Consider the following 21,401-nt stretch of genomic DNA (forward strand, 5'->3'; position numbering starts at 1 on the left):
TGGGAGCACAGCATGGCCGAGTCGGAGCGGTACGGCGATCCGGCGATGCGGGAGGCGGTGGCGGGACGGATCGCCGCGGAGTGGGGGCTCGAACTGCCCGCCTCCTTCTTCCGGTTCCTCGACTTCCTGGCCGCCCTCGGGACGGCCGGGGAGCGGGCGCTACGGGAGCTGGAGCTGGTTCCGTACGGCGTCATGGACCTGTTCGCGGACCCTTCGGCGCTCCCCCGCGAGGGTCTCGACATCCGGGTGCACGGGCGGTACTACCGGGATCCGCCGGAGTTCCTCACGTTTCTGCACGGCGGGTCGGACGGGCTCCACTACGGGCTCTGGTCCGACGACGGGCGCACATGCGACGGCGTCGCCTCGTACTGGACCAACGACGGCGGCGGGATCGAGCGCTGCGGCCGGACGCCGCTGGAGGCGGTGCGGGCGCTGATCGAGCGGGTTCAGCGGGACCTGACGGACTACGCGGCCGACGGGGAGGACGTAGGCGAGCGGCTCGCTGATCTCGGGCGGCTGCGGGTGGCCCTGACGGGCTTCGAGACCGGGGAGCGTACAGAGACGGGCCTCGCGTACTCCCACGCGTACGACTCCCGCCGGCCGCCCGTCGACCCCGACCGGATCACGACCCTGGACAGTGCGGGAGCGCTGGTGTCCGGGGCGACGACGCTGGACCGTCCGCCGCACAACGGAGCGGACGAGTACCGCTTCGGCACCTTCATGGAGAAGCTGTTCGAGGACCCGGAGTCGCTCCGGACGGCCCGCGACGAGGCCCTGCGACGGGCCACCGCCGGCGATCCGACGGAGGCGCTGGTGCTCGGGCGGGACCTGCACTGGGCATCGTACGGAGACCCGGAACGCGAGGAGTACGCACGCGAACTGCTGGCCGTGGCGTACCGCGATCTCGACCGCCCGTCCCTCGCGACGATCGCGGCGATCCACCACCGCCACCGCGCGCTCGCCGACGTGGACGTGCTGCGGCGGACGGACTGAGGGCCGGGGCTCGCGCCTCGCGGCGAAGCCCGGCGCGCGGGCGCTGAAGGCCGGGGGTCCGACGCGCCTTTCGGTGAAGCTCGACGCGCGGGCGCGCTGAAGGCCGCGGCCCGACCCGCCTCGCGGCGAAGCCCGACGTTCTGAGCAGCCGCCGCCGATCCCGAGAGCGCTTTCCCCGGACAGACCCGTCGGCCCGTCACCGGATACCCTCGACGCTGTCAGCACCGTCACCCACCGTGCCCGTGAGGAGCCAGCCTTGAGCGAGTCGACGTCCGGGACGCGCCCGACCCTGGAAGCCGTCGCCGAGCGCGCCGGCGTGTCCCGGGCCACGGTGTCCCGTGTCGTCAACGGCGGCGCCGGGGTCCGCGAGGCCCTGGCCGAGAAGGTACGCAAGGCCGTCGAGGAGCTCGGCTACATCCCGAACCACGCGGCGCGGACGCTGGTGACCCGGCGCAACGGCGCCGTCGCCGTGATCATCGCCGAGCCCGAGTTCCGGATCTTCTCCGACCCGTTCTTCGAGCAGCAGGTGCGTGGCATCAGTCGCGAACTCACGCTGCATGACGCCCAGTTGGTACTGCTCTGGGTGGAGGGGCCGGGCGATCACGAGCGGATCGCGCGCTATCTCGGGGGCGGCCATGTCGACGGCGCGCTGGCGTTCTCGCTCCACAACGACGACGAACTCCCCGAGATCGTCCGGCGCGTCCAGGTACCCACGGTCTACGGTGGGCGCCCCGGCTGGACCGGTCCCGAGGGCGAGCCGCCGGTCCCGTACGTCGACTGCGACAACCGGGGCGGGGCCCGCGTCGCCGTACGGCACCTCCGCTCGCTGGGCCGTCGGAACATCGCGCACATCACCGGCCCGCGCGACCAGACCTCCGCACTCGACCGCCTCGACGGATACCGGGACGAACTGCCGGACGCCGGGGCCGACCTGGTGGCCGAGGGCGCCTTCACGGAGGAGAGCGGAGCCCGGGCGATGAGTGAGCTCCTGGGCCGCCGCCCCGATCTCGACGCCGTGTTCGCCGCCAACGACCTGATGGCCTCGGGTGCGCTGCGGGTGCTGCGCGAGCACGGCCGCCGGGTCCCCGAGGACGTGGCGCTCGTCGGCTTCGACGACATGCGCCAGGTGGTCGAGGCGACCGATCCCCCGCTCACGACGGTCCGTCAGGACATCGAGGGCATGGGCCGGTTGATGGTACGGCTCCTGATGCGCACCCTCGACGGCGCGGGCGTCCCCGAGCCCGTGATCACGCCGATCGAGCTGGTCCGGCGCGCCTCCGCGTGACGACCGCGCCCCGGAACTCCGTGTAAGGGCCTTGAACTCCGGGGCGAACAGCCCGGGTACATCGAGCTGTTACGCGTTCGACTCTTGACGGGAACCTCGCCGGAGAGGCACGCTCCTGACGCATTCCTGAGAGCGCTCTCAAGACGGAGGCTTCCCATGCCCACTGCCCGATCCGCCCGAACGACCGCCGTACGACTCGGCGCCGTCGTCCTCACCGGCGCCCTGCTCGCCGCCTGCGGATCCGGGGGATCCGACGGCGCCTCCGACAGCGCGGGGGGCAAGGTCACGATCACCGTCGACCTCTACGGCTCCTTCGGCTACAAGGAGGCCGGTCTGTACGCCGCGTACGAGAAGCTCCACCCGAACATCACCATCAAGCAGACCGACACCGAGGACGAGCAGGACTACTGGAAGTCGCTCCAGACCCGGTTGGCCGGCGGGGGCGGACTCGCCGACGTCCAGGGCCTGGAGGTCGGCCGGATCGCCTCGGTCACCCAGCAGCAGTCGGACAAGTTCGAGGACCTCACGAAGTACGGCGCGGACGCGCTGAAGGGCGAGTTCGCCGAGGCCAAGTGGTCCGCGGCGACCACGAAGGACGGGAAGGTCCTCGGCCTCGGCACGGACGTCGGACCGGAGGCCGTCTGCTACCGCACCGACCTCTTCAAGCAGGCAGGACTCCCCGTGGACCGGGCGGAGTTGGCGCAGAAGTGGGCCACCTGGGACGGATATCTGGAGCTCGGCCGGCAGTACAAGGCCAAGGCTCCGGCCAAGAGCGCGTGGATGGACAGTGTCGGCAGCCTCTTCACCGTCATGATCGGCCAGGAGAAGGAGCGGTACTACGACGCCTCCGGCAAGCTGATCTACGCCGATAGCCCTGCTGTGAAGACGGCTTGGGAGACCTCGGCGAAGGCTGCACAGGACGGTCTGAGCGCCAAGCTCGACCAGTGGTCGCCGCAGTGGAACCAGGCGTTCTCCACCGGCTCGTTCGCGACGCTCCCCTGCCCCGCGTGGATGCTCGGCTACATCAAGGGCCAGGCCGGTGACGCGGGCAAGGGCAAGTGGGACATCGCCAAGCTGCCCGGCGGCGCCGGGAACTGGGGCGGCTCCTATCTCTCCGTACCGCGCGCGGCGAAGCACAAGAAGGAGGCGTACGAGCTGATCAAGTGGCTCACCGCCCCCGAGCAGCAGGCCACCCTCTTCACGAAGCAGGGCAACTTCCCCTCCTCCACCGACGCCATCGCCCAGGTGTCGTCGGCGACGGACCCGTACTTCTCCGGTGCCCCGATCGGTCAGATCTTCGGCGACGCGGCCAAGGCGGCTCCGGTCCAGGTGCTCGGCGTCCACGACAAGAACGTCGCCGACCAGATCACCAACGCGCTGAGCGAGGTGGAGCGCAAGGGCACCAGCCCGGAGAAGGCGTGGTCGAACGCGCGGAAGGGCGTCGACAACGCCATCGGCTGAGCACCGGGGCGGGGGCCGCGACGTCGGCCCCCGCCCCCGGCGGGCGGCCCGGCGCACCCCGGCCCCTCCCCGCCCCGGCCGTCCGGGCCGCGAGCCCGCGCGGGCCACCGGCCCCGCTTCCACCGCACCCCTCCCGACCATCCCGAAGGGCCGCACCGTGACCCTCACCGCCTCCGGGCCGGCGACGGCGCCCGTCCCGCCGCCGCCGGCCCGGTCCACCCGCCGGGCGCCCCGCCGCAGGTGGGCCGCCCTCGTCCCGTACGCCTATGTCGCCCCGTTCTTCACCCTGTTCGCCGCGTTCGGTCTCTTCCCGCTCCTCTACACCGCCTTCGTCTCGCTCTACCGGGTCGAATTGCAGACCCCGGGCGACATGCAGTGGCGCGGCCTCGGCAACTACGCCGCGCTGCTCACCGACGAATTCTTCTGGACCGCGCTGCGCAACACGTTCACCATCGGGGTCCTGTCGACGGTGCCGCAGCTCGCCATGGCGCTCGGCCTCGCGCATCTGCTCAACTACAAGCTGCGTGGCCGGACGTTCTTCCGTACGGCGATGCTGCTGCCGTACGCGACCTCCGTGGCCGCCGCCACGCTCGTCTTCGCCCAGCTCTTCGGCCGGGACTTCGGGCTCGTCAACTACGCCCTCTCCCTGGTCGGTTTCGGCCCCGTCGACTGGCAGAACGGCACGCTGGCCTCGCAGATCGCCGTCTCCTCGATCGTCGTCTGGCGCTGGACCGGCTACAACGCCCTGATCTACCTCGCCGGGATGCAGTCCATCCCCGCCGAGCTGTACGAGGCTGCGGAGATGGACGGTGCCTCACGGTGGCGGCAGTTCTTCCACGTCACCCTGCCCGGCCTACGCCCGACGATCGTCTTCACCACGGTCGTCTCCACCATCGGCGCGACCCAGCTCTTCGGTGAGCCGCTGCTCTTCGAGGGGTCGATCTCGGGCGGCATCTCGCACCAGTACCAGACCCTCGGGCTCTATCTGTACGAGCAGGGCTGGGGCTTCTTCCACCTGGGCCGCGCCGCCGCCATCGCCTGGCTGATGTTCCTGCTGATTCTCGTCCTGGTCGGGGTCAACGCCCTGCTCCTGCGCCGCCGTTCACGGAAGGAGGGCCGGGCATGAGCGTGCGCGTCGCGGGCCGTACGGGCCACGGAGGCCGGATCACCTACGCGGTCCTGGTCCTGGCCGTTCTCGTCTCCGCCTTCCCCTTCTACTGGACGATCGTCGCCGCCAGCCGCTCCAACGCCGATCTGGCGCAGGTGCCACCGACCCTGCTGCCCGGGCCGAACCTCTTCCGGAACTTCGAGGCGGTGATGGAGGAGGCCGACATCGGCACGGCGCTCCTCAACTCCCTCGTGGTCTCCGGCTCCATCACGGTCGGCACCGTGCTGTGCTGCACGCTGGCCGGGTTCGCCTTCGCCAAGCTGCGCTTCCGCGGCCGGGGCGCGCTGCTCGCGATCACGGTCGGCACGATGATGATCCCGCCGCAGCTCGGGGTGATCCCGCTCTTCATGCTCATCGCCGAACTGGGCTGGGTGAACCAGCTGCAGTCGGTGATCCTGCCCGGCCTCGTCTCCGCCTTCGGCGTCTTCTTCATGCGCCAGTACCTGGTCCAGTCGCTGCCGGACGAGCTGATCGAGGCGGCCCGGGTCGACGGGGCGTCCTCCGCCCGGATCTTCTGGTCGATCGTGGTGCCCGTCGCCCGGCCCGGGATGGCGGTGCTCGGGATGCTCACCTTCATGGCCGCCTGGAACGACTTCTTCTGGCCGATCGTCGCGCTGTCCTCGCAGGAGCCGACGGTGCAGGTCGCGCTGCGCCAGCTCGGCGGCGGCTACGTCCACGACCAGTCCGTGATCATGGCGGGCACGCTGCTCGGCACCCTGCCGGTACTGCTGGTGTTCGGCCTGCTCGGCCGGCAGGTCGTGGGCGGCATCATGCAGGGCGCCGTCAAGGGCTGAGCCGGCCCGGTCCGGCTCGTGACCGGAGCCGGGCCAGCGAGGAACGAGCAGCGATCCGCCGAGCCGCCGGCAGGTCGCGCCGCCCCAGGACCGACCCCTATCCTCCCTTACTCTCACAGGAGTTCTCCGTTCATGAACGCTCTCTTCCCTGACGGATTCCGCTGGGGCGCGGCCACCGCCGCGTACCAGATCGAGGGCGCGGCGGCCGAGGACGGCCGTACCCCGTCCATCTGGGACACCTTCAGCCGTACGCCGGGCAAGGTGCGCAACGGCGACACGGGTAACATCGCCGCCGACCACTACCACCGGATGCGCGAGGACGTCGCCCTGATGCGGGAGCTGGGCCTGACGGACTACCGCTTCTCGCTATCCTGGCCCCGGATCCAGCCGACCGGGCGGGGGCCGGCCGTACAGAAGGGGCTCGACTTCTATCGCGCCCTGGCCGACGAGCTGCTCGAGGCCGGTATCCGTCCGGTCGCGACCCTCTACCACTGGGATCTCCCCCAGGAGCTGGAGGACGCGGGCGGCTGGCCGGAGCGCGCGACCGCCGAGCGGTTCGCGGAGTACGCGGGTCTCGCCGCGGAGGCGCTCGGCGACCGGATCACCACCTGGACCACCATCAACGAGCCCTGGTGCGCGGCCTTCCTCGGCTACGGCTCCGGCGTGCACGCCCCGGGCCGCACCGACGACGCGGCCGCGCTGCGCGCCGCCCACCACCTCAATCTCGCGCACGGTCTGGCCGCCGATGTGCTGCGCGCGTCCGTACCGTCCACGGCGGAGCTCTCGCTGACCCTCAACCTCCACGCGATCAGGGCCCATTCGGATGCCCCGGAGGATGTGGACGCCGCCCGCCGGATCGACGCCGTCGGGAACCGGATCTTCCTCGACCCGGTCTTCCACGGTCGTCTGCCGGCCGATCTGGTCGAGGACACACGGCGGATCACGGACTGGTCCTTCGTCCGGGACGGCGACCTGGAGACGATCTCCACCCCGATCGACTCGCTCGGGATCAACTACTACTCCCCCTCCGTCGTCGCCGCCGGCACCTCGGAGTCACCGTCGCCCTGGCCGGGCGCCGCGGACCGGGTACGGTTCCTGCCCGCGCCCGGGCCGCGGACCGCGATGGACTGGCCCGTGGACCCGGACGGTCTGCACGAGCTGCTGGTCCGGCTTCGTGACGAGCTGCCCGGCGTCCCGCTGCTGATCACCGAGAACGGCGCCGCGTACGACGACTACGCCGACCCGGAGGGCGAGGTCCACGACCCGGAGCGGGTGGCGTATGTCGACACCCATCTCGCGGCCGTGCACCGGGCGATCGCCGACGGCGCCGATGTGCGTGGCTACTTCCTGTGGTCGCTCCTCGACAACTTCGAGTGGGCGTACGGCTACGGCAAGCGCTTCGGCATCGTGCACGTGGACTTCGCGAGCCAGCGCCGTACACCGAAGGACAGCGCGCGCTGGTACGCGGAGGTGATCAGGCGCGGCGGCCTGGCCCGCTGAGCCGTGCCTCGCGGCGCGCCTCGCGTGCGAGCGGCAGATAGCGCAGCCGCTCGGGGAGTACGGGCACCACGGCCCGTACGACCCGGGCGAAGCGGCGCAGCCGGCGCTCCTGATCGTCGGTCCACTCCAGACCGACGGCCTCGCGGGCGTCCGGCGGCATCAGGCCGACGGTGACGAAGGCGCGGAAGCGGGCGAGCGGGGGCAGGATCATCGGCCACAGCGCCCTGAGCAGCAGCCTCAGCGGCAGCGGGCCGCGGTCGGGCGGTGGCACCGGCTGGTCGGTGGCGACGAGCTCGCGCAGGACGACGGTGGCCTCGAGCTCGCCGAGCATCTTGCGGTAGTACGGCCAGAACTCCTCGATCGTCCTGGGCATGTCCCGGTCGTGGATGCCGAGGATGCGGCCGACCTGGAGCCACTCGGCGTAGAGCCTCCGCTCCTGGGCCTCGGTGAGCGGGCGGTGGAGGAGCCGCAGGCCGTGCTGGTAGACGGGGAAGCCGGTGGCGTGCACCCAGGCGTAGTTCGCCGGGGTGAGCGCGTGGTAGCGGCGGCCGTGCGCGTCGGTGCCCTGGATGGTCCGGTGGAGCTTGCGGAGCCGGCGCCCTTCCTCGGCCGCGCCCTCGCCCCCGTACACCCAGAGCAGCGCGGAGCGCAGGGAGCGCTCGCCGCGGCCCCAGGGGTCGGTACGGAAGACGGAGTACTGGTCGACGCCTGCGCCGACGGCCGGGTGGGCGACCTGGAGGGCGAGCGCGGAGGGCAGCATCAGGAGGCCCCGGACGTCCCCCGCGACGCTCCACAGGACGCCGCCGACGGGCGGCGGCGCGGGATCGGTCTCCTTCGGGCCTTCGTCCGTGGCGGGCCGGGTGGGCCCGACGGGCCTCGTCGGTCCGGTCATGGGGGCACTCTCCTCACGTTCTCAGCGTGCCCCGGCCGGGCCTTTCCGGCAAAGGGCACACATGGGTCGGGGCCGCGTCCCGGGCCTCGGCCCGGGGCGCGGCCCCGATCTCGTGGTGCGTGGGTGTCAGCCGCGGTCGGCGCCGACGGGCTCGCCGACGATGCGACCGGCCAGGGCGCGGGCCCAGGCGTCGACGTCGGCGGAGAGCTCGCGCTCGGCGGCGGCGCGCTCCTCGGCGATGCGCGCGGTGCCGGCGGCCACGATCGCGTCGCGCTCGGCGATGCCCTCGGCGCGGGCGGCGGCGATGGCGGCCGTGCCGTCCTCGGTGGCCTTGGAGCGGATGCGGGCGGCGTCGTGGCGGGCCTCGGCGAGCTCGGCCTCGTACTGCTCACGGATCTGCGTGGCCTCGGCGCGCAGGTCGTCGGCGCGCTCGGTGCCGCCGGCGATGGCGTCCTCGCGCTGGGCGAGGGTGCGGTTGATCTTCGGCAGGATGCCCTTCGCCAGGATCAGGAAGGTGAGGGCGAACAACACCACGCCGAGGATGAGCTCAGCCGTGACGGGGTTGAGCGGACCGAGGTCCATGTCGAAGATCGTCGAGTTCTGCGCGAGGGTCATGCGCGCATGATACCTGCTCGAAAAGGCGACAATTTCCGCGGGTGCTCAACTGTTGGCATGTTCGTGTCGACCGCGCAAGATTCCTGGCACCCAAAGTCTACCGGAAGGTAACTACGGCTGGTTTGATGTGCCGCGCCGCACCAACCCCCCACCCACATACGGGAGTTTCTGTGCCCATCGCCGCTCACCGCCGTCGTGCCTCCGGCGCCGCCCTGTCCCTGGCGCTCGCCGCCGCGACCCTGGCCACGGCAGCCCCCTCGGCCTCGGCGGCCGAGGCCCCGCGCCTGAAGGTGCTCAGCTACAACGCCTTCCTCTTCAGCAAGACCCTCTACCCGAACTGGGGCCAGGACCACCGGGCCAAGGCGATCCCCGCCGCCGGCTTCTACCAGGGTCAGGACGTCGTCGTGATCCAGGAGGCCTTCGACAACTCCTCCTCGGACGCCCTCAAGGCGAACTCGGCCGCCCAGTACCCGTACCAGACGCCGGTCATGGGCCGGAGCAAGAGCGGCTGGGACGCCACGAGCGGGGCCTACTCCGCCACCACCCCCGAGGACGGGGGCGTGACGATCCTCAGCAAGTGGCCGATCGTCCGCAAGGAGCAGTACGTCTACAAGGACGCGTGCGGAGCCGACTGGTACTCGAACAAGGGCTTCGTCTACACCGTCCTGAACGTGAACGGCACCAAGGTCCACGTCGTCGGCACGCACGCCCAGTCCACCGATCCGGGCTGCTCGGCGGGCGAGGCGGCGCAGATGCGCAGCCGCCAGTTCAAGGCGATGGACGGCTTCCTCGACGCCAAGAACATCCCGGCGAACGAGCAGGTCATCGTGGCCGGCGACTTCAATGTGGACTCCCGGACGCCCGAGTACTCGACCATGCTGAGCGACGCGGGCCTCGTCGGCGCGGACGCCCGCAGCGGCCACCCGTACTCCTTCGACACCGAGCTGAACTCGATCGCCTCCGAGCGCTACCCGGACGACCCGCGCGAGGACCTCGACTACGTCCTGTACCGCTCAAGCAACGCGCGCCCGGCGAACTGGACGAACAACGTCGTCCTGGAGCAGAGCGCGCCGTGGACGGTCTCCAGCTGGGGCACGAAGTACACGTACACCAACCTCTCCGACCACTACCCGATCACCGCCTACTGAGCGCACCGAGCCTCTGGATCACCCATCTGATCACCGATCGGCCGTGGCCCCCCGCCACGGTCGATCGTGACCGGCCGGGCCACGGGGGCCCGGCCGACGCCGGTCCTAGTACCCGTACCTGCTGAACTGGGTGTAGGCCCAGATGCCCAGGATCCCCGCCACGCACAGGATCACGACCCAGGAGCCGAAGCCGGTGTGGCGGCTCTTGCGGGGGCGGGCGGGCTTGGCCGGGCGCTCGCCGCGCGCGGCCCGGGTGGGCCGCGCGGTACGGGCCCGCGGCGGTGCGGTGTCCGCGGCGGCGACGTCGGCGAGCAGACGGCGGCAGACCGCCGCCAACTCGGCCGTCCCCACCGAGAGGTCGACGACGATCTCCGAACGGGCCGGCGCCGTGGTGCCGCCGTCGAGGAGGCGTCCGGCGCGCAGGCGCGCCTGGTCCTTGCCACCGGTCGGCGCCAGGCTTATCCAGCGCTCCACGTGCTCACCGCGGATCACCACACCGCCGCCCCGCTCCCGGTACACGGTGTGTTCCCGCCACAGGACCGCGGCCAACTCCGTGGCCGTCTCCCTGAGTTCCGTGTACATGACCCTCCCCAGTCACCATTCCCCGAATTCGAACAAGCACGTGACTCTAGCGGCAGGTACACGCCATGCCGTGCCCTGGGTGGGACGGCGCCCCATAGGGCCCGTTACGCCTCGAAGTCGTACACCGTGACCGGTATCCCCCGGGCCGTGAGCCGCTCGGCTATCAGCGGCTCCACCCGTGACCACTTCCCGCCGGCCAGTCCGCACCCGATCCGCGGCATGTGCACGGACGCCCCCAGCTCCTCCGCCTTGTCGGCGAGCAGCCCGAGCGCCGCGTCGATCGCCTCGTACCGCACGGGTACGCCGGTGCTGCGGCCGGTCCGTATGCCGCGCTGGCCCACCAGATTGGCCACCGAGACATACGGCCCGACCTGCACGAACTGGGCAGCCCCCAGCCCGAAGTCGTTCCGCGCGCGCTCGCGGTGCCAGCGACGGTAGGCCGCCTCCGGCTCCGGCCAGCGCCGCGACAGCGCGAGGACGAAGCCCTTGCCCCAGCCGCCCAGGTCGTTGCAGACATGCGCGATGATCTTGACGCCCTTACCCCCTGGGGCGGTGGCGTCCCCCCGTACATACGTGATCCCCGACATGTCCCCACCGTACGAGGCACCACTGACAACGTCCCAACGCTTTTACAACGCTGGTGAGACAGCAATACTGTTGCACTGATGGGGAACGGCACGGCACCGGAAGCGAGGCAGCTCAGATGGGCACCGAGACCGAGGAGCAGCCGCCGACGTTCACCGTCGACGAGCTGGCCGCGCGGGCGGGCGTCACCGTGCGGACCGTCCGGTTCTACAGCACCAAGGGGCTGCTGCCGCCGCCGGCCATCGGGCCGCGGCGGGTCGGGCACTACGGGCCCGACCACCTCTCCCGGCTCGCGCTGATCGAGGAGCTCCAGCGGCAGGGCATGACGCTCGCCGCCATCGAGCGGTATCTGCACCAGCTGCCGCCCGACCTCAGCGCGCGGGACCTCGCCGTCCATCGGGCTCTGGTCGCCTCCTGGGCCCCCGAGTCCGCCGAGGAGATCACCCGGCGCGAGCTGGAACGGCGCGCGGGGCGGGCCCTCGCCGACACGGACGTCGACCGGCTCGCCGCCATGGGAGTCCTGGACCGGACCGCCGACCCGGACGTCTTCCGCCTCGACGCGACGCTGCTGCGCCTCGGGGTGGAACTCCTCGACGTGCCCATCGCGCACGAGACGATCCTCGCCTCCCGCACCGTCCTCCTGGAGCACGCCCGCGCCGCCGCGCAGGAGCTCTCCCGGCTCTTCCGGGACGAGGTGTGGAACCCGTACCGGGAGAGTGCCGAGGACCCGGACCACCTCGCCGCCATGAAGTCGCTCTCCGCGCACATGCAGCCGATGGTGATCCAGGCCCTCGTCACGGCCTTCCAGCGCTCCCTCAGCGAGGAGCTGCGGACGGCCTTCAGGACCCCGTAGTCCTTGGCTCCCGGCCCTCAGCCCTTGATGGGCTCGTCCGTGAACACCTCGCCCCGCTCCGCCTTCGCCACCAGGAGCGCGGGCGGCTGGAAGCGGTCCCCGTACTTCTCCGCCAGCTCACGCGCGCGTGCCACGAAACCGGGCAGCCCGCTCTCGTAGCCGTTGATGTACTGGAGCACACCGCCGGTCCACGCGGGGAAACCGATGCCCATGATGGAGCCGATGTTGGCGTCGGCGACCGAGGTCAGGACGCCCTCCTCCAGGCAGCGGACCGAGTCCAGCGCCTCCGAGAAGAGCATCCGCTCCTTCATGTCCTCGAAGGGGATGTCCACGCCGGTCCGGGTGAAGTGCTCGCGGAGTCCGGACCACAGCCCGGCCCGCTTGCCGTCCTCGCCGTACTCGTAGAAGCCGGCGCCGCCGCTGCGTCCCGTACGCCCGAACTCGTCGACCATCCGGTCGATCACCGTGTCCGCGGGGTGCCCGGTCCAGGTGCCGCCGGTCTCCTCGATCGCGCGCCGGGTCTCGTTGCGGATCTTGCGGGGCAGGGTCAGGGTCAGCTCGTCCATCAGGGAGAGGACCTTGGCCGGGTAGCCGGCCTGCGCCGCGGCCTGCTCGACGGAGACCGGGTCGGCACCCTCGCCGACCATCGCGACGCCCTCGTTGATGAACTGCCCGATCACGCGGGAGGTGAAGAAGCCGCGCGAGTCGTTGACGACGATCGGTGTCTTGTTGATCTGCCGCACCAGATCGAAGGCGCGCGCCAGCGCCTCGTCCCCGGTCCGCTCGCCCTTGATGATCTCGACCAGCGGCATCTTGTCGACCGGCGAGAAGAAGTGCAGCCCGATGAAGTCTTCCTGGCGCTCCACACCCTCGGCGAGGACGGTGATGGGCAGGGTGGAGGTGTTGGAGCAGAGCAGCGCGTCCGGCTCGACGATGTCCTGGATCTCCTCGAAGACCTTGTGCTTGAGCGCGGTGTCCTCGAAGACGGCCTCGATCACGGCGTCGCAGCCGGCCAGGTCGGCCGGGTCGCCGGTCGGGGTGATCCGGGCGAGCAGCTCGTCGCGCTTCGCCTCGGTCGTACGGCCCCGCGAGAGCGCCTTGGCGAGCAGCTTCTCGGAGTACTCCTTGCCGCGCTGCGCCGCCTCGGCCGTGACGTCCTTGAGGACGACCTCGATGCCTGCGCGGGCGCAGGAGTAGGCGATGCCGGCGCCCATCATGCCCGCGCCGAGGACGGCGACCTTGCGGACGGGGCGCTGCTCGATGCCCTGGGGACGGTTGGCGCCGGAGTTGACGGCCTGGAGGTCGAAGAAGAACGCCTGGATCATGTTCTTCGCGGTCTGGCCGGTGACCAGCTCGGTGAAGTAACGGGCCTCGATGGTCAGCGCGGTCTCGAAGTCGACCTGGGAGCCCTCGACGGCGCACGCGAGGATGTTGCGCGGGGCCGGGTAGGGAGCACCGGCCAGCTGCTTCTTCAGGTTGGCGGGGAAGGCCGGCAGGTTGGCGGCGAACCGGGGGTTCGACGGGGTGCCGCCGGGGATCTTGTAGCCCTTGACGTCCCAGGGCTGCTGCGACTCGGGGTTCGCGTCGATGAACGCGCGCGCCTTGGCGAGCATCTCCTCGGGCGTGGCGGCCAGCTCGTGGATCAGGCCGTTGTCCAGCGCACGCTGCGGGGAGTACTGGGTGCCCTGGAGAAGCACCTTGAGCAGCGCGTCGGCGATGCCCATGAGCCGTACGGTACGGGTGACGCCGCCGCCCGCCGGGAGGAGACCGAGGGTGACCTCGGGCAGGCCGATCTTGGAGCCGGGGGCGTCGAGCGCGACACGGTGGTGGGAGGCGAGGGCGATCTCGTAGCCGCCGCCGAGGGCCGCGCCGTTGATGGCGGCGACGACCGGCTTGCCGAGGGTCTCGATCCGGCGCAGCGAGCGCTTGATCTCGGTGCCGGTGTCGAAGGCGATCTTCGCGTCCTCCGGACGCAGCCGGATCATGTCCTTGAGGTCGCCGCCCGCGAAGAAGGTCTTCTTCGCGGAGGCGTAGATGATGCCGCGGATGGAGTCCTTCTCGGCCTCCGCGCGGTCGGCGATCGCCGCGATGGAGTCCTTGAACGCCTGGTTCATGGTGTTCGCGGACTGGTTGGGGTCGTCGAGGACGAGGGTGACGATGCCGGTCTCGTCCTGCTCCCAGCGGATGGTGGTGCTCTGGCTCATTGCTGCTTCTCCGTAAGGCTGGTGGGGCGGACGGTCAGACGCGCTCGACGATGGTGGCGATGCCCATGCCGCCGCCGACGCAGAGCGTGGCGAGGCCGTAGCGCTTGTCCTGGCGTTCCAGCTCGTCGACGAGGGTGCCGAGGATCATCGCGCCGGTGGCGCCGAGGGGGTGGCCGAGCGCGATCGCGCCGCCGTTGACGTTGACCTTGTCCAGGCTGATGCCCATGTCCTTCACGAAGCGGAGCACCACGCCCGCGAACGCCTCGTTGATCTCGACGAGGTCGATGTCGTCCATGGTCAGGCCGGCCTTGGCGAGCGCCTTGCGGGTCGCGGGCGCCGGGCCGGTGAGCATGATGGTCGGCTCGGACCCGGACACGGCCGCGGCCACGATCCGGGCGCGCGGGGTCAGTCCGTAGCGCTCGCCGACCTCCTTGGAGCCGATGGCGACCAGCGATGCGCCGTCGACGATGCCGGAGGAGTTCCCGGCGTGGTGGACGTGGTCGATCTTCTCGACCCAGTGGTACTTCTGCAGCGCGACGGCGTCGAAACCGCCCATGTCGCCGATGGCCGCGAACGAGGGCTTGAGAGCGGCGAGGGAGTCGGCGGTGGTGCCGGGGCGCATGTGCTCGTCGTGGTCGAGGACGACGAGACCGTTGCGGTCCGTCACCGGGACGACGGAGCGGTCGAAACGGCCGTCCTTCCAGGCGGCCGCGGCGCGCTCCTGGGAGAGTGCGGCGTACTCGTCGACGTCGCGGCGGGAGAAGCCCTCGATGGTGGCGATGAGGTCGGCGCCGATGCCCTGCGGGACGAAGCCGGTCTCGTAGTTGGTCATCGGGTCGGCGAACCAGGCGCCGCCGTCGGAGGCCATCGGCACACGCGACATGGACTCGACACCGCCGGCCAGGACGAGGTCCTCCCAGCCGGAACGGACCTTCATCGCGGCCATGTTGACGGCTTCGAGGCCGGAGGCACAGAAGCGGTTCTCCTGCACGCCGGCGACGGTGTCGGGCAGGCCCGCGGCGATCGCGGCGACCCGGGCGATGTCGGAGCCCTGGTCCCCGACCGGCCCGACGACGCCGAGGACGATGTCGTCGATCGCGGCCGGGTCCAGTCCGGGGAAACGGGCCCGGATCTCGTGGATGAGACCGACGACCAGGTCGATGGGCTTGGTGCCGTGCAGGGCGCCGTTGGCCTTGCCACGGCCCCGCGGGGTGCGGATCGCGTCGTACACATACGCTTCGGTGCTCACGAGAAGCCTTTCAGGAGGGTGGGCAACAGGGAGGTCAGCCGAGCAGGGAACGGCCGATGATCTCCTTCATGATCTCGGTCGTCCCGCCGTAGATGGTCTGGATGCGGCCGTCGGTGAAGGCCCTGGCGACCGGGAATTCGGCCATGTAGCCGTATCCCCCGTGGAGCTGCAGACAGCGGTCCGCGACGCGCTTCTGCAGCTCGGTGGCCCACCACTTGGCCATCGAGGCGTGGACGGCATCCAGAGTGCCGCCCGCGTGCTCCTCGATGCAGCGGTCGAGGAACGTCCTGGTGACGGCGCACTCGGTGGCCATCTCGGCGATCTCGAAACGCACGTGCTGGAGCTTGGCCAGCGGCCGCCCGAACGCCTCACGCTCCTTGACGTAGGTGGTGGTGATCTCCAGGAGGTGCTCCGCGGCGGCGATGCCGGCCACGGCGATGGCCATCCGCTCCTGGGCGAGGTTGGTCATGAGGTGGACGAAGGCGCCGTTGAGCTCGCCGAGCAGGTTCTCCTTGGGGACGCGCACGTCGGTGAAGAAGAGCTCGGCGGTGTCCTGGGACTTCTGGCCGATCTTGTCGAGGTTGCGGCCGCGCTCGAAGCCCTCCATGCCCCGCTCGACGACCAGCAGCGAGAGTCCGTGCGCACCGCCCTCCGGGGTCGTCTTCGCCACGACGATCACCAGGTCGGCGAGGATGCCGTTGGAGATGAACGTCTTGGAGCCGTTGAGGACCCAGTGGTCACCACGATCCTCGGCCGTGGTGCGAATCCCCTGGAGGTCGGAGCCCGCGCCGGGCTCCGTCATCGCGATGGCGGTGATCAGCTCGCCCGTGCAGAAGCCGGGCAGCCAGCGGCGCTTCTGCTCCTCGGTGCCGAGCGAGGTCAGGTACGGCCCGATGATGTCGTTGTGCAGGCCGAGCGCTATGCCGGGCGCGCCGGCCCGGGTGAACTCCTCGGCGAGCACGGCGCTGTAGCGGAAGTCGGCGTTGCCGCCGCCTCCGTACTCCTCGTCGACGGCGAGGCCGAGCAGCCCCTGGCGTCCGGCTGCGAGCCAGGCCTCGCGGGCGACGATGCCGTCCTTCTCCCACTGCTCGTAGTGGGGCAGCACCTCCTTGGCGAGGAAGGTGCGGACGGTCCCGCGGAAGTCTTCGTGGTCGGCGGTGTACAGCTGGCGCTTCATGCTTCGGGCTCCTGAGGGGCTTCGTCGCGGGCTTCCGGGCGGGCGGCCGGCCGTGCTTCCGTGCCGGTCAGTGCGGGTACGGACCAGTCGCGGGCGACCGCGTCCGTGTCGGCGCCCGGCAGGGCGGGTCCGGAGCGGACGGCTCCGGGGGTGACGGAGAAACGGGGCGCGGGTGCGGGCTGGGTGAGGCCGGCGTGCTCGACGAACGTGCCCCGGGCGGCGAGGTGGGGGTGGGCGGGGGCCTCGCGCATCGAGAGGACCGGCGCCACGCAGGCGTCCGTCCCCTCGAAGACGGCCGCCCACTCGTCGCGCGTCCGGGTGCGGAAGCGGTCGGCGACGGCGGCACGCAGTTCGTCCCAGCGTCCGAAGTCCTTACGGGCGGGGGCGACGTCCTCGATGCCGAGCAGGCGCGTGAACTCCTCGTAGAACTGCTGCTCCAGGGCGCCGACGGCCATGTACCCCCCGTCGGAGGTCTCGTAGGTGCCGTAGAAGGGACAGCCTCCGTCCAGCAGGTTGACGCCCCGGCGGTCCTGCCAGCCGCCGGCCGCCACCATGCCGTGGATCATGGTGGCGAGGTGGGCCGCGCCGTCGACGATGGCCGCGTCGACGACCTGGCCCTCGCCGTGCGTCCGCGCGTGCTGGAGTGCGGCGAGCACGCCGACGACGAGGTAGAGCGAGCCGCCCGCGTAGTCGCCGACGAGGTTGGCGGGGACGGTGGGCGGGCCGTCCGGCTCGGGGCCGATCATGCCGAGGGTGCCGGTGATCGCGATGTAGCCGATGTCGTGTCCGGCGCTCGCGGCGAGCGGCCCGTCCTGGCCCCAGCCGGTCATCCGGCCGTAGACGAGCTTCGGATTGCGGGCGAGGCAGGCCTCCGGGCCGACGCCGAGGCGTTCGGCGACACCGGGGCGGTAGCCCTCGACCAGGATGTCGGCGCGTTCGACGAGGTCGAGCACCGTGGCCGGGCCGCCGTCGGCCTTGAGGTCGACCAGGACGGAGCGCTTGTTGCGGTTGGTGAGGTCGTACGCGGGGTCGATGCCGAGTCCGGGGCCGCCCGGCCGGTCGATCCGTACGACGTCGGCGCCGAGGTCCGCCAGGAGCATGGCGGCGAACGGGCCGGGCCCGATCCCGGCCAGCTCGACCACGCGCACCCCGGAGAGCGGGCCGTTCCCACCGTTCGCCTGCGCTGTCATCGAGCCCCCAGGACCGTGTGTGACACCAATGATGTAACACCAGCGATGCTAGGAACGTGTTCCACTCCGCACAAGCCCCCCGGCCGAGCAAGCGCTTGGAAATTCCGTCGACGGAACCGGAGAATCCGGATCTTGTGCCGCTAAGGTCCTGCCATGTCCACACCGAAACGCGGCCAGGACCATCCCGACGACCACCGCTGACGGAGCCCGCGGAAGGCACCCGCTAGGCTCCGCGCTCTCAGGGGAACCCGAAGGCGAAGGCGAGGGGCTGAATGGAGACCGGGAACGGCACGGAACGGGAGACGGCGGAGCGGCCGTACGACGTGGTCCTGTTCGGGGCGACGGGGTTCGTGGGCGTGCTCACCGCGGAGTATCTGGCCGAACACGCACCGGCCGACTGCCGGTGGGCACTCGCCGGGCGCAGCCGCGCCAAGCTGGAGGCCCTGCGGGCCGAGCTGGCCGCCCGATGGCCTCGGTGCGCGGAGCTGCCGCTGCTGGTCGCGGACTCCGCCGACGCGGATGCCGTACGCGAACTGGCCGAGTCCACCCGGGTGGTGGCCACCACGGTCGGCCCCTACGTCTGGTACGGCGAGGGGCTGGTGGCCGCGTGCGCGGAGGCCGGCACGGACTATGTGGATCTGACCGGAGAGTCCGAGTTCGTCGACCTTATGTACGTACGGCACGACGCGCGGGCCCGGGAGACGGGTGCCCGGATCGTCCACGCGTGCGGCTTCGACTCCGTACCGCACGATCTGGGCGTCTACTTCACCGTCCAGCAGCTGCCGACGGATGTGCCGCTGCGGATCGACGGATTCGTCCGCGCCGGAGCGATCTTCTCGGGCGGGACCTTCGCGTCGGCGCTGACCGCGATGGGGCGCGGCCGGGAGATCCAGCGCGCCTCGCACGAACGACGCCTGCACGAGCCCCGGCTGGTCGGCCGGCGGGCGCGGGCTCCGCTCGGCGCGCCGCGGTTCAGCCGGGAGACCGGCACCTGGGCGCTGCCTCTTCCGACGATCGATCCGCAGGTGGTGGCGCGCTCGGCGCGGGCCCTGGAGTCCTACGGCCCGGACTTCCGCTACCGGCACTACGCCTCGGTCAAGACGCTGCCCATGGCTCTCGGCGGCTCCGCCGCGATCGGTACCGGCGTCATCGCGGCCCAACTGGCGCCCGTACGCCGCTGGCTGATGGATCGTTACGAGCCGGGCGACGGCCCCAGCGCGGAGCGGCGCGCACGCAGCTGGTTCTCCGTGCGGTTCGTCGGCGAGGGCGGCGGGCGGCGGGTGTTCACGGAGGTGTCGGGCGGCGACCCGGGGTACGACGAGACGGCGAAGATGCTCGCCGAGTCGGCCCTGAGCCTCGCCTTCGACGACCTGCCGAAGACCGCCGGGCAGGTCACGACGGCCGTGGCGATGGGCGACGCACTCCTCGACCGGCTGCGGGCGGCGGGCATCCGCTTCCGGGTGGCGTACGAGGGCTGACGCCCCCGACCCGGTGCCGTACGGGACGGAGTCGCCCGGACTCTGTGCCGTACGGCACGGAGCTCAGTGGCGTACGAGACAGAAGGGATGGCCGGCCGGGTCCGCGTAGATCCGCCACCCCCGGTCGCCGTCCCCCTCGTCGAGCTGCCACGCCCCGAGCGCCAGCACGGCGTGGTGGGCGGCCTCCAGATCGGTGACCTTCACGTCCAGGTGGAACTGCTGCTCGGGCGCGCCCCAGACCGGCGGCCGGTGGTCGGCCACCCCCTGGAAGGCGAGCACCGGCGCGCCCGAGGCGTCGTGCAGGGTGGCCCAGCTGTCGTTGACGGCCCACTGCGAGTCGGGGCGGTTGATCTCGCCGCCGAGCAACTGCTGGTAGAACCCGGCCAGTTCGAGCACGTCCGTACAGTCGAGCACGACGCACTGCAGGGTGCCGATCACGCGATCACCCAGCCCGCGAGCACGTAGGTCATGGCGCAGACCCACGCCAGGGCGACGAGCCCGGCGACGGCCAGGGTCGCGGTCGTGCCGCGTGCGACAGAACGCGGATGGGTGGGAACGGGGGTTGTCATGAACCCCACTCTGCCGCCCATGATCGCGGCCCGCCATCCGTACTCGTACTCAGGTCCTCCACGATCCGTTGCCACTCGTGCTCACCTCCGGCCAGGGGCCAGGCCCAGGTGGGACGGTTGCCGGTACGCAGCTCTTCGAGGCGGCGGACGAGGACGCCGCCCGCGATCTCGGCCCCGTCGGGGACCGCGGGTCCGTGGCGGGCCATGAGGGCGGAGAACCGGGCGAGTTCGGCCTCGTACGCGGCTGCCGCCTCGGACTCTCCCCGCTCGCGCTCGTCGCGCGGGACGGTCCGCCGAAGGACGAGAACGGGCGGTTCGACGTCCTCGGCGATCGCGGCGGCGAGCCTGGCATGCCCGTCGAGCAGCAGATAGCAGTCGAATCCGCTCACCCACCAGAGCAGGACCGGGGGCAGGGTCCCGGCACGGGCCTGCTTGCGGTACGCCGTGACGCGACCGTCGTCCGCGTCGGGAAGCGGGCGCAGCGGCAGCACTTCCCAGGAACCGGAGTGGATGAACCAGTCGATGTGTCCGTCGGGATGCCCGGGTACGACGAGCTCGCCCCAGTACTCGGCGGGGCCCAGGCCGTTCCGGTTCCACTGTGGCTGCGTCTCGGGGGTGAGCACCCAACGGCCGTCGTGGAGCGGCCCGTCCGGATCGGCGGTCAGCTCGCGGGCGATGTGGTGGGCCCAGCGCTCGGGCCGGTCCGCGTACGCGCGGGCGTCGGCCGCCCGGAGGGGCGGGAGGAGCGGGCGGGGCGTGCCCGCGCGGTAGAAGTCGACGCCGTAGAGGTGCGGGTCCACGACCGCGAGGAGCAGGGGATCGTCCCCCTGGGTCAGGACCAGCCGGTTGCCGGCCGTCCGCAGGCGGAGTCCGGGCCTCGGCCGGTCCTTCACATCGAGGATCAGCTCGGTCACGGCGCTCCCCCGAGGGCTTCCTTGAGGGCGCGACGGCAGAGGGAGTCGGCGTGGCGGGTGGTCTCCGGGATGCGGTAGCGCGGGGTGAGGAGCACGGTGTGGGCGCACGCGTTGTCCAGGGAGACGCGGTGGCCGACGGAGACGAAGACGGGCTTCACGCCGGCCTGGGTGCGCAGCGCACGGCCGACTTCCTCGTCACCGGCCACGAGCGGGCTGAAGTCGCCCCGCTCGGCGCCGGGTTGGTCGTACGTGAAGGTGAAGGGGTTCTTCGCGACGCCGATCGAGGGGCGCCCGGTCAGCACTCCGAGATGGCTCGCGAGACCGAAGCGGCGCGGGTGCGCGAGGCCGTAGCCGTCGCAGACGAGGAGACCGGGGTCGGTCTCCAGCGAGGCGAGCACGGCGAGCACCGTCGGGATCTCGCGGAAGGCGAGCAGCCCCGGGACGTAGGGGAACGAGACCCGGCCGACCGCCGTGGCCTCCTCCACCACGTCGAGCGTCCGGGCGTCGAGCACCACGGCCGCCGCCGCGACGAGATCCCGCTCGTCGTCGTACGCCACGTCCAGACCCGTGACATGCCCCGTGCCGGGCGCCGGGCCCGGCTCGTCGAGGATGAGGCGTCCCCGCAGCTCCCCCTGCACGGCACGGGCGGCGGCTTCGTCGGCGGGCCAGCCCGCGGGAATGTCGATGATCTTCATGGTGCCGGCCAGCCTACGGCGCCCCTCCGTCCGACAGGCGAACGGTTTT

At 71.5% G+C, this 21,401-nt stretch carries 21 protein-coding genes; 9 read left to right on the forward strand and 12 right to left on the reverse strand.

Annotated features, from left to right (window positions below):
- Positions 1-12: 12 nt before the first annotated feature.
- The 6 genes from ACFC0D_RS15550 to ACFC0D_RS15575 all read left to right on the forward strand — a co-directional run bounded on the left by ACFC0D_RS15550 (position 13) and on the right by ACFC0D_RS15575 (position 7,201).
- Entirely contained in the window at positions 13-993 is a 981-nt protein-coding gene (locus tag ACFC0D_RS15550) for an ADP-ribosylation family protein (protein WP_376435189.1), read from the forward strand.
- A 256-nt stretch (positions 994-1,249) separates the two neighbouring features.
- The gene (locus ACFC0D_RS15555; RefSeq protein ID WP_376435192.1) at positions 1,250-2,278 is read left to right on the forward strand and encodes a LacI family DNA-binding transcriptional regulator; all 1,029 of its coding nucleotides are present in this window, start codon (positions 1,250-1,252) and stop codon (positions 2,276-2,278) included.
- A gap of 156 nt (positions 2,279-2,434) precedes the next feature.
- Positions 2,435-3,739: an ABC transporter substrate-binding protein gene (locus ACFC0D_RS15560; protein WP_376435195.1), complete on the forward strand. Its 1,305-nt coding sequence runs from the start codon at positions 2,435-2,437 to the stop codon at positions 3,737-3,739.
- Positions 3,740-3,896: 157 nt separating this feature from the next.
- Complete coding sequence (locus ACFC0D_RS15565) at positions 3,897-4,865, forward strand: carbohydrate ABC transporter permease (protein WP_376435198.1); 969 nt, start codon at positions 3,897-3,899, stop codon at positions 4,863-4,865.
- Positions 4,862-5,701: a carbohydrate ABC transporter permease gene (locus tag ACFC0D_RS15570; RefSeq protein WP_376435201.1), complete on the forward strand. Its 840-nt coding sequence runs from the start codon at positions 4,862-4,864 to the stop codon at positions 5,699-5,701. Before ACFC0D_RS15565 ends, ACFC0D_RS15570 begins: the two co-directional genes overlap by 4 nt.
- Positions 5,702-5,833: 132 nt before the next feature.
- A complete protein-coding gene (locus ACFC0D_RS15575; protein WP_376435203.1) occupies positions 5,834-7,201 on the forward strand; it encodes a GH1 family beta-glucosidase in 1,368 nt (455 codons plus the stop codon).
- Here the strand turns inward: ACFC0D_RS15575 and ACFC0D_RS15580 are convergent.
- Together ACFC0D_RS15580 and ACFC0D_RS15585 are read right to left on the reverse strand one after the other, a co-directional pair.
- Entirely contained in the window at positions 7,176-8,093 is a 918-nt protein-coding gene (locus tag ACFC0D_RS15580) for an oxygenase MpaB family protein (protein WP_376435206.1), read from the reverse strand. The two genes, ACFC0D_RS15575 and ACFC0D_RS15580, sit on opposite strands and share 26 nt — an antisense overlap.
- 126 nt (positions 8,094-8,219) lie before the next feature.
- On the reverse strand, positions 8,220-8,708 hold the full coding sequence (locus ACFC0D_RS15585) for a hypothetical protein (protein ID WP_376435209.1): 489 nt from the start codon (positions 8,706-8,708) through the stop codon (positions 8,220-8,222).
- Positions 8,709-8,833: 125 nt separating this feature from the next.
- On the opposite strand from ACFC0D_RS15585, the gene sph reads away from it, so the two are divergent.
- Complete coding sequence (gene sph / locus ACFC0D_RS15590) at positions 8,834-9,856, forward strand: sphingomyelin phosphodiesterase (RefSeq protein WP_376435212.1); 1,023 nt, start codon at positions 8,834-8,836, stop codon at positions 9,854-9,856.
- A 105-nt stretch (positions 9,857-9,961) separates the two neighbouring features.
- On the opposite strand, the gene ACFC0D_RS15595 is transcribed toward sph, so the two are convergent.
- Together ACFC0D_RS15595 and ACFC0D_RS15600 are read right to left on the reverse strand one after the other, a co-directional pair.
- The gene (locus ACFC0D_RS15595) at positions 9,962-10,438 is read right to left on the reverse strand and encodes a hypothetical protein (protein WP_376435215.1); all 477 of its coding nucleotides are present in this window, start codon (positions 10,436-10,438) and stop codon (positions 9,962-9,964) included.
- A gap of 104 nt (positions 10,439-10,542) precedes the next feature.
- Positions 10,543-11,025: a macro domain-containing protein gene (locus ACFC0D_RS15600; RefSeq protein WP_376435217.1), complete on the reverse strand. Its 483-nt coding sequence runs from the start codon at positions 11,023-11,025 to the stop codon at positions 10,543-10,545.
- Between the two features lie 116 nt (positions 11,026-11,141).
- On the opposite strand from ACFC0D_RS15600, the gene ACFC0D_RS15605 reads away from it, so the two are divergent.
- Positions 11,142-11,876 (forward strand): MerR family transcriptional regulator, encoded by a 735-nt coding sequence (locus ACFC0D_RS15605; protein WP_376435220.1) that lies wholly within the window; start codon positions 11,142-11,144, stop codon positions 11,874-11,876.
- Positions 11,877-11,893: 17 nt separating this feature from the next.
- Here ACFC0D_RS15605 and ACFC0D_RS15610 read toward each other — a convergent pair whose 3' ends face one another.
- From ACFC0D_RS15610 to ACFC0D_RS15625, 4 genes are read right to left on the reverse strand one after another with little or no spacing between them, the layout of a single operon-like run.
- On the reverse strand, positions 11,894-14,080 hold the full coding sequence (locus tag ACFC0D_RS15610; RefSeq protein WP_376435223.1) for a 3-hydroxyacyl-CoA dehydrogenase NAD-binding domain-containing protein: 2,187 nt from the start codon (positions 14,078-14,080) through the stop codon (positions 11,894-11,896).
- A 34-nt stretch (positions 14,081-14,114) separates the two neighbouring features.
- Positions 14,115-15,329: an acetyl-CoA C-acetyltransferase gene (locus ACFC0D_RS15615; protein WP_376435226.1), complete on the reverse strand. Its 1,215-nt coding sequence runs from the start codon at positions 15,327-15,329 to the stop codon at positions 14,115-14,117.
- 34 nt (positions 15,330-15,363) lie between these two features.
- Positions 15,364-16,506, reverse strand: a complete 1,143-nt coding sequence (locus tag ACFC0D_RS15620; RefSeq protein WP_376435229.1) for an acyl-CoA dehydrogenase family protein — start codon at positions 16,504-16,506, stop codon at positions 15,364-15,366.
- On the reverse strand, positions 16,503-17,696 hold the full coding sequence (locus ACFC0D_RS15625; protein WP_376435232.1) for a CaiB/BaiF CoA transferase family protein: 1,194 nt from the start codon (positions 17,694-17,696) through the stop codon (positions 16,503-16,505). Before ACFC0D_RS15625 ends, ACFC0D_RS15620 begins: the two co-directional genes overlap by 4 nt.
- Positions 17,697-17,968: 272 nt before the next feature.
- Here ACFC0D_RS15625 and ACFC0D_RS15630 point away from each other — a divergent pair, with 272 nt between their 5' ends.
- The gene (locus tag ACFC0D_RS15630; protein ID WP_376435235.1) at positions 17,969-19,174 is read left to right on the forward strand and encodes a saccharopine dehydrogenase family protein; all 1,206 of its coding nucleotides are present in this window, start codon (positions 17,969-17,971) and stop codon (positions 19,172-19,174) included.
- A 63-nt stretch (positions 19,175-19,237) separates the two neighbouring features.
- Here the strand turns inward: ACFC0D_RS15630 and ACFC0D_RS15635 are convergent, their stop codons facing one another.
- The 4 genes from ACFC0D_RS15635 to ACFC0D_RS15650 are packed head-to-tail and all read right to left on the reverse strand — an operon-like array spanning position 19,238 to position 21,352.
- Positions 19,238-19,612, reverse strand: coding sequence for a VOC family protein (locus tag ACFC0D_RS15635; protein ID WP_376435238.1), 375 nt, complete (start codon positions 19,610-19,612; stop codon positions 19,238-19,240).
- The gene (gene mmpA, locus ACFC0D_RS15640; RefSeq protein WP_376435240.1) at positions 19,609-19,743 is read right to left on the reverse strand and encodes a morphogenic membrane protein MmpA; all 135 of its coding nucleotides are present in this window, start codon (positions 19,741-19,743) and stop codon (positions 19,609-19,611) included. Before mmpA ends, ACFC0D_RS15635 begins: the two co-directional genes overlap by 4 nt.
- Positions 19,740-20,657, reverse strand: a complete 918-nt coding sequence (locus ACFC0D_RS15645; RefSeq protein WP_376435242.1) for a hypothetical protein — start codon at positions 20,655-20,657, stop codon at positions 19,740-19,742. Before ACFC0D_RS15645 ends, mmpA begins: the two co-directional genes overlap by 4 nt.
- On the reverse strand, positions 20,654-21,352 hold the full coding sequence (locus ACFC0D_RS15650; protein ID WP_376435245.1) for an endonuclease V: 699 nt from the start codon (positions 21,350-21,352) through the stop codon (positions 20,654-20,656). The genes ACFC0D_RS15645 and ACFC0D_RS15650 overlap by 4 nt, the downstream gene beginning before the upstream one ends.
- Positions 21,353-21,401 lie beyond the last annotated feature (49 nt).

Source organism: Streptomyces sp. NPDC056222 (assembly GCF_042264065.1).
In the GTDB taxonomy this organism is placed as follows: domain Bacteria; phylum Actinomycetota; class Actinomycetes; order Streptomycetales; family Streptomycetaceae; genus Streptomyces.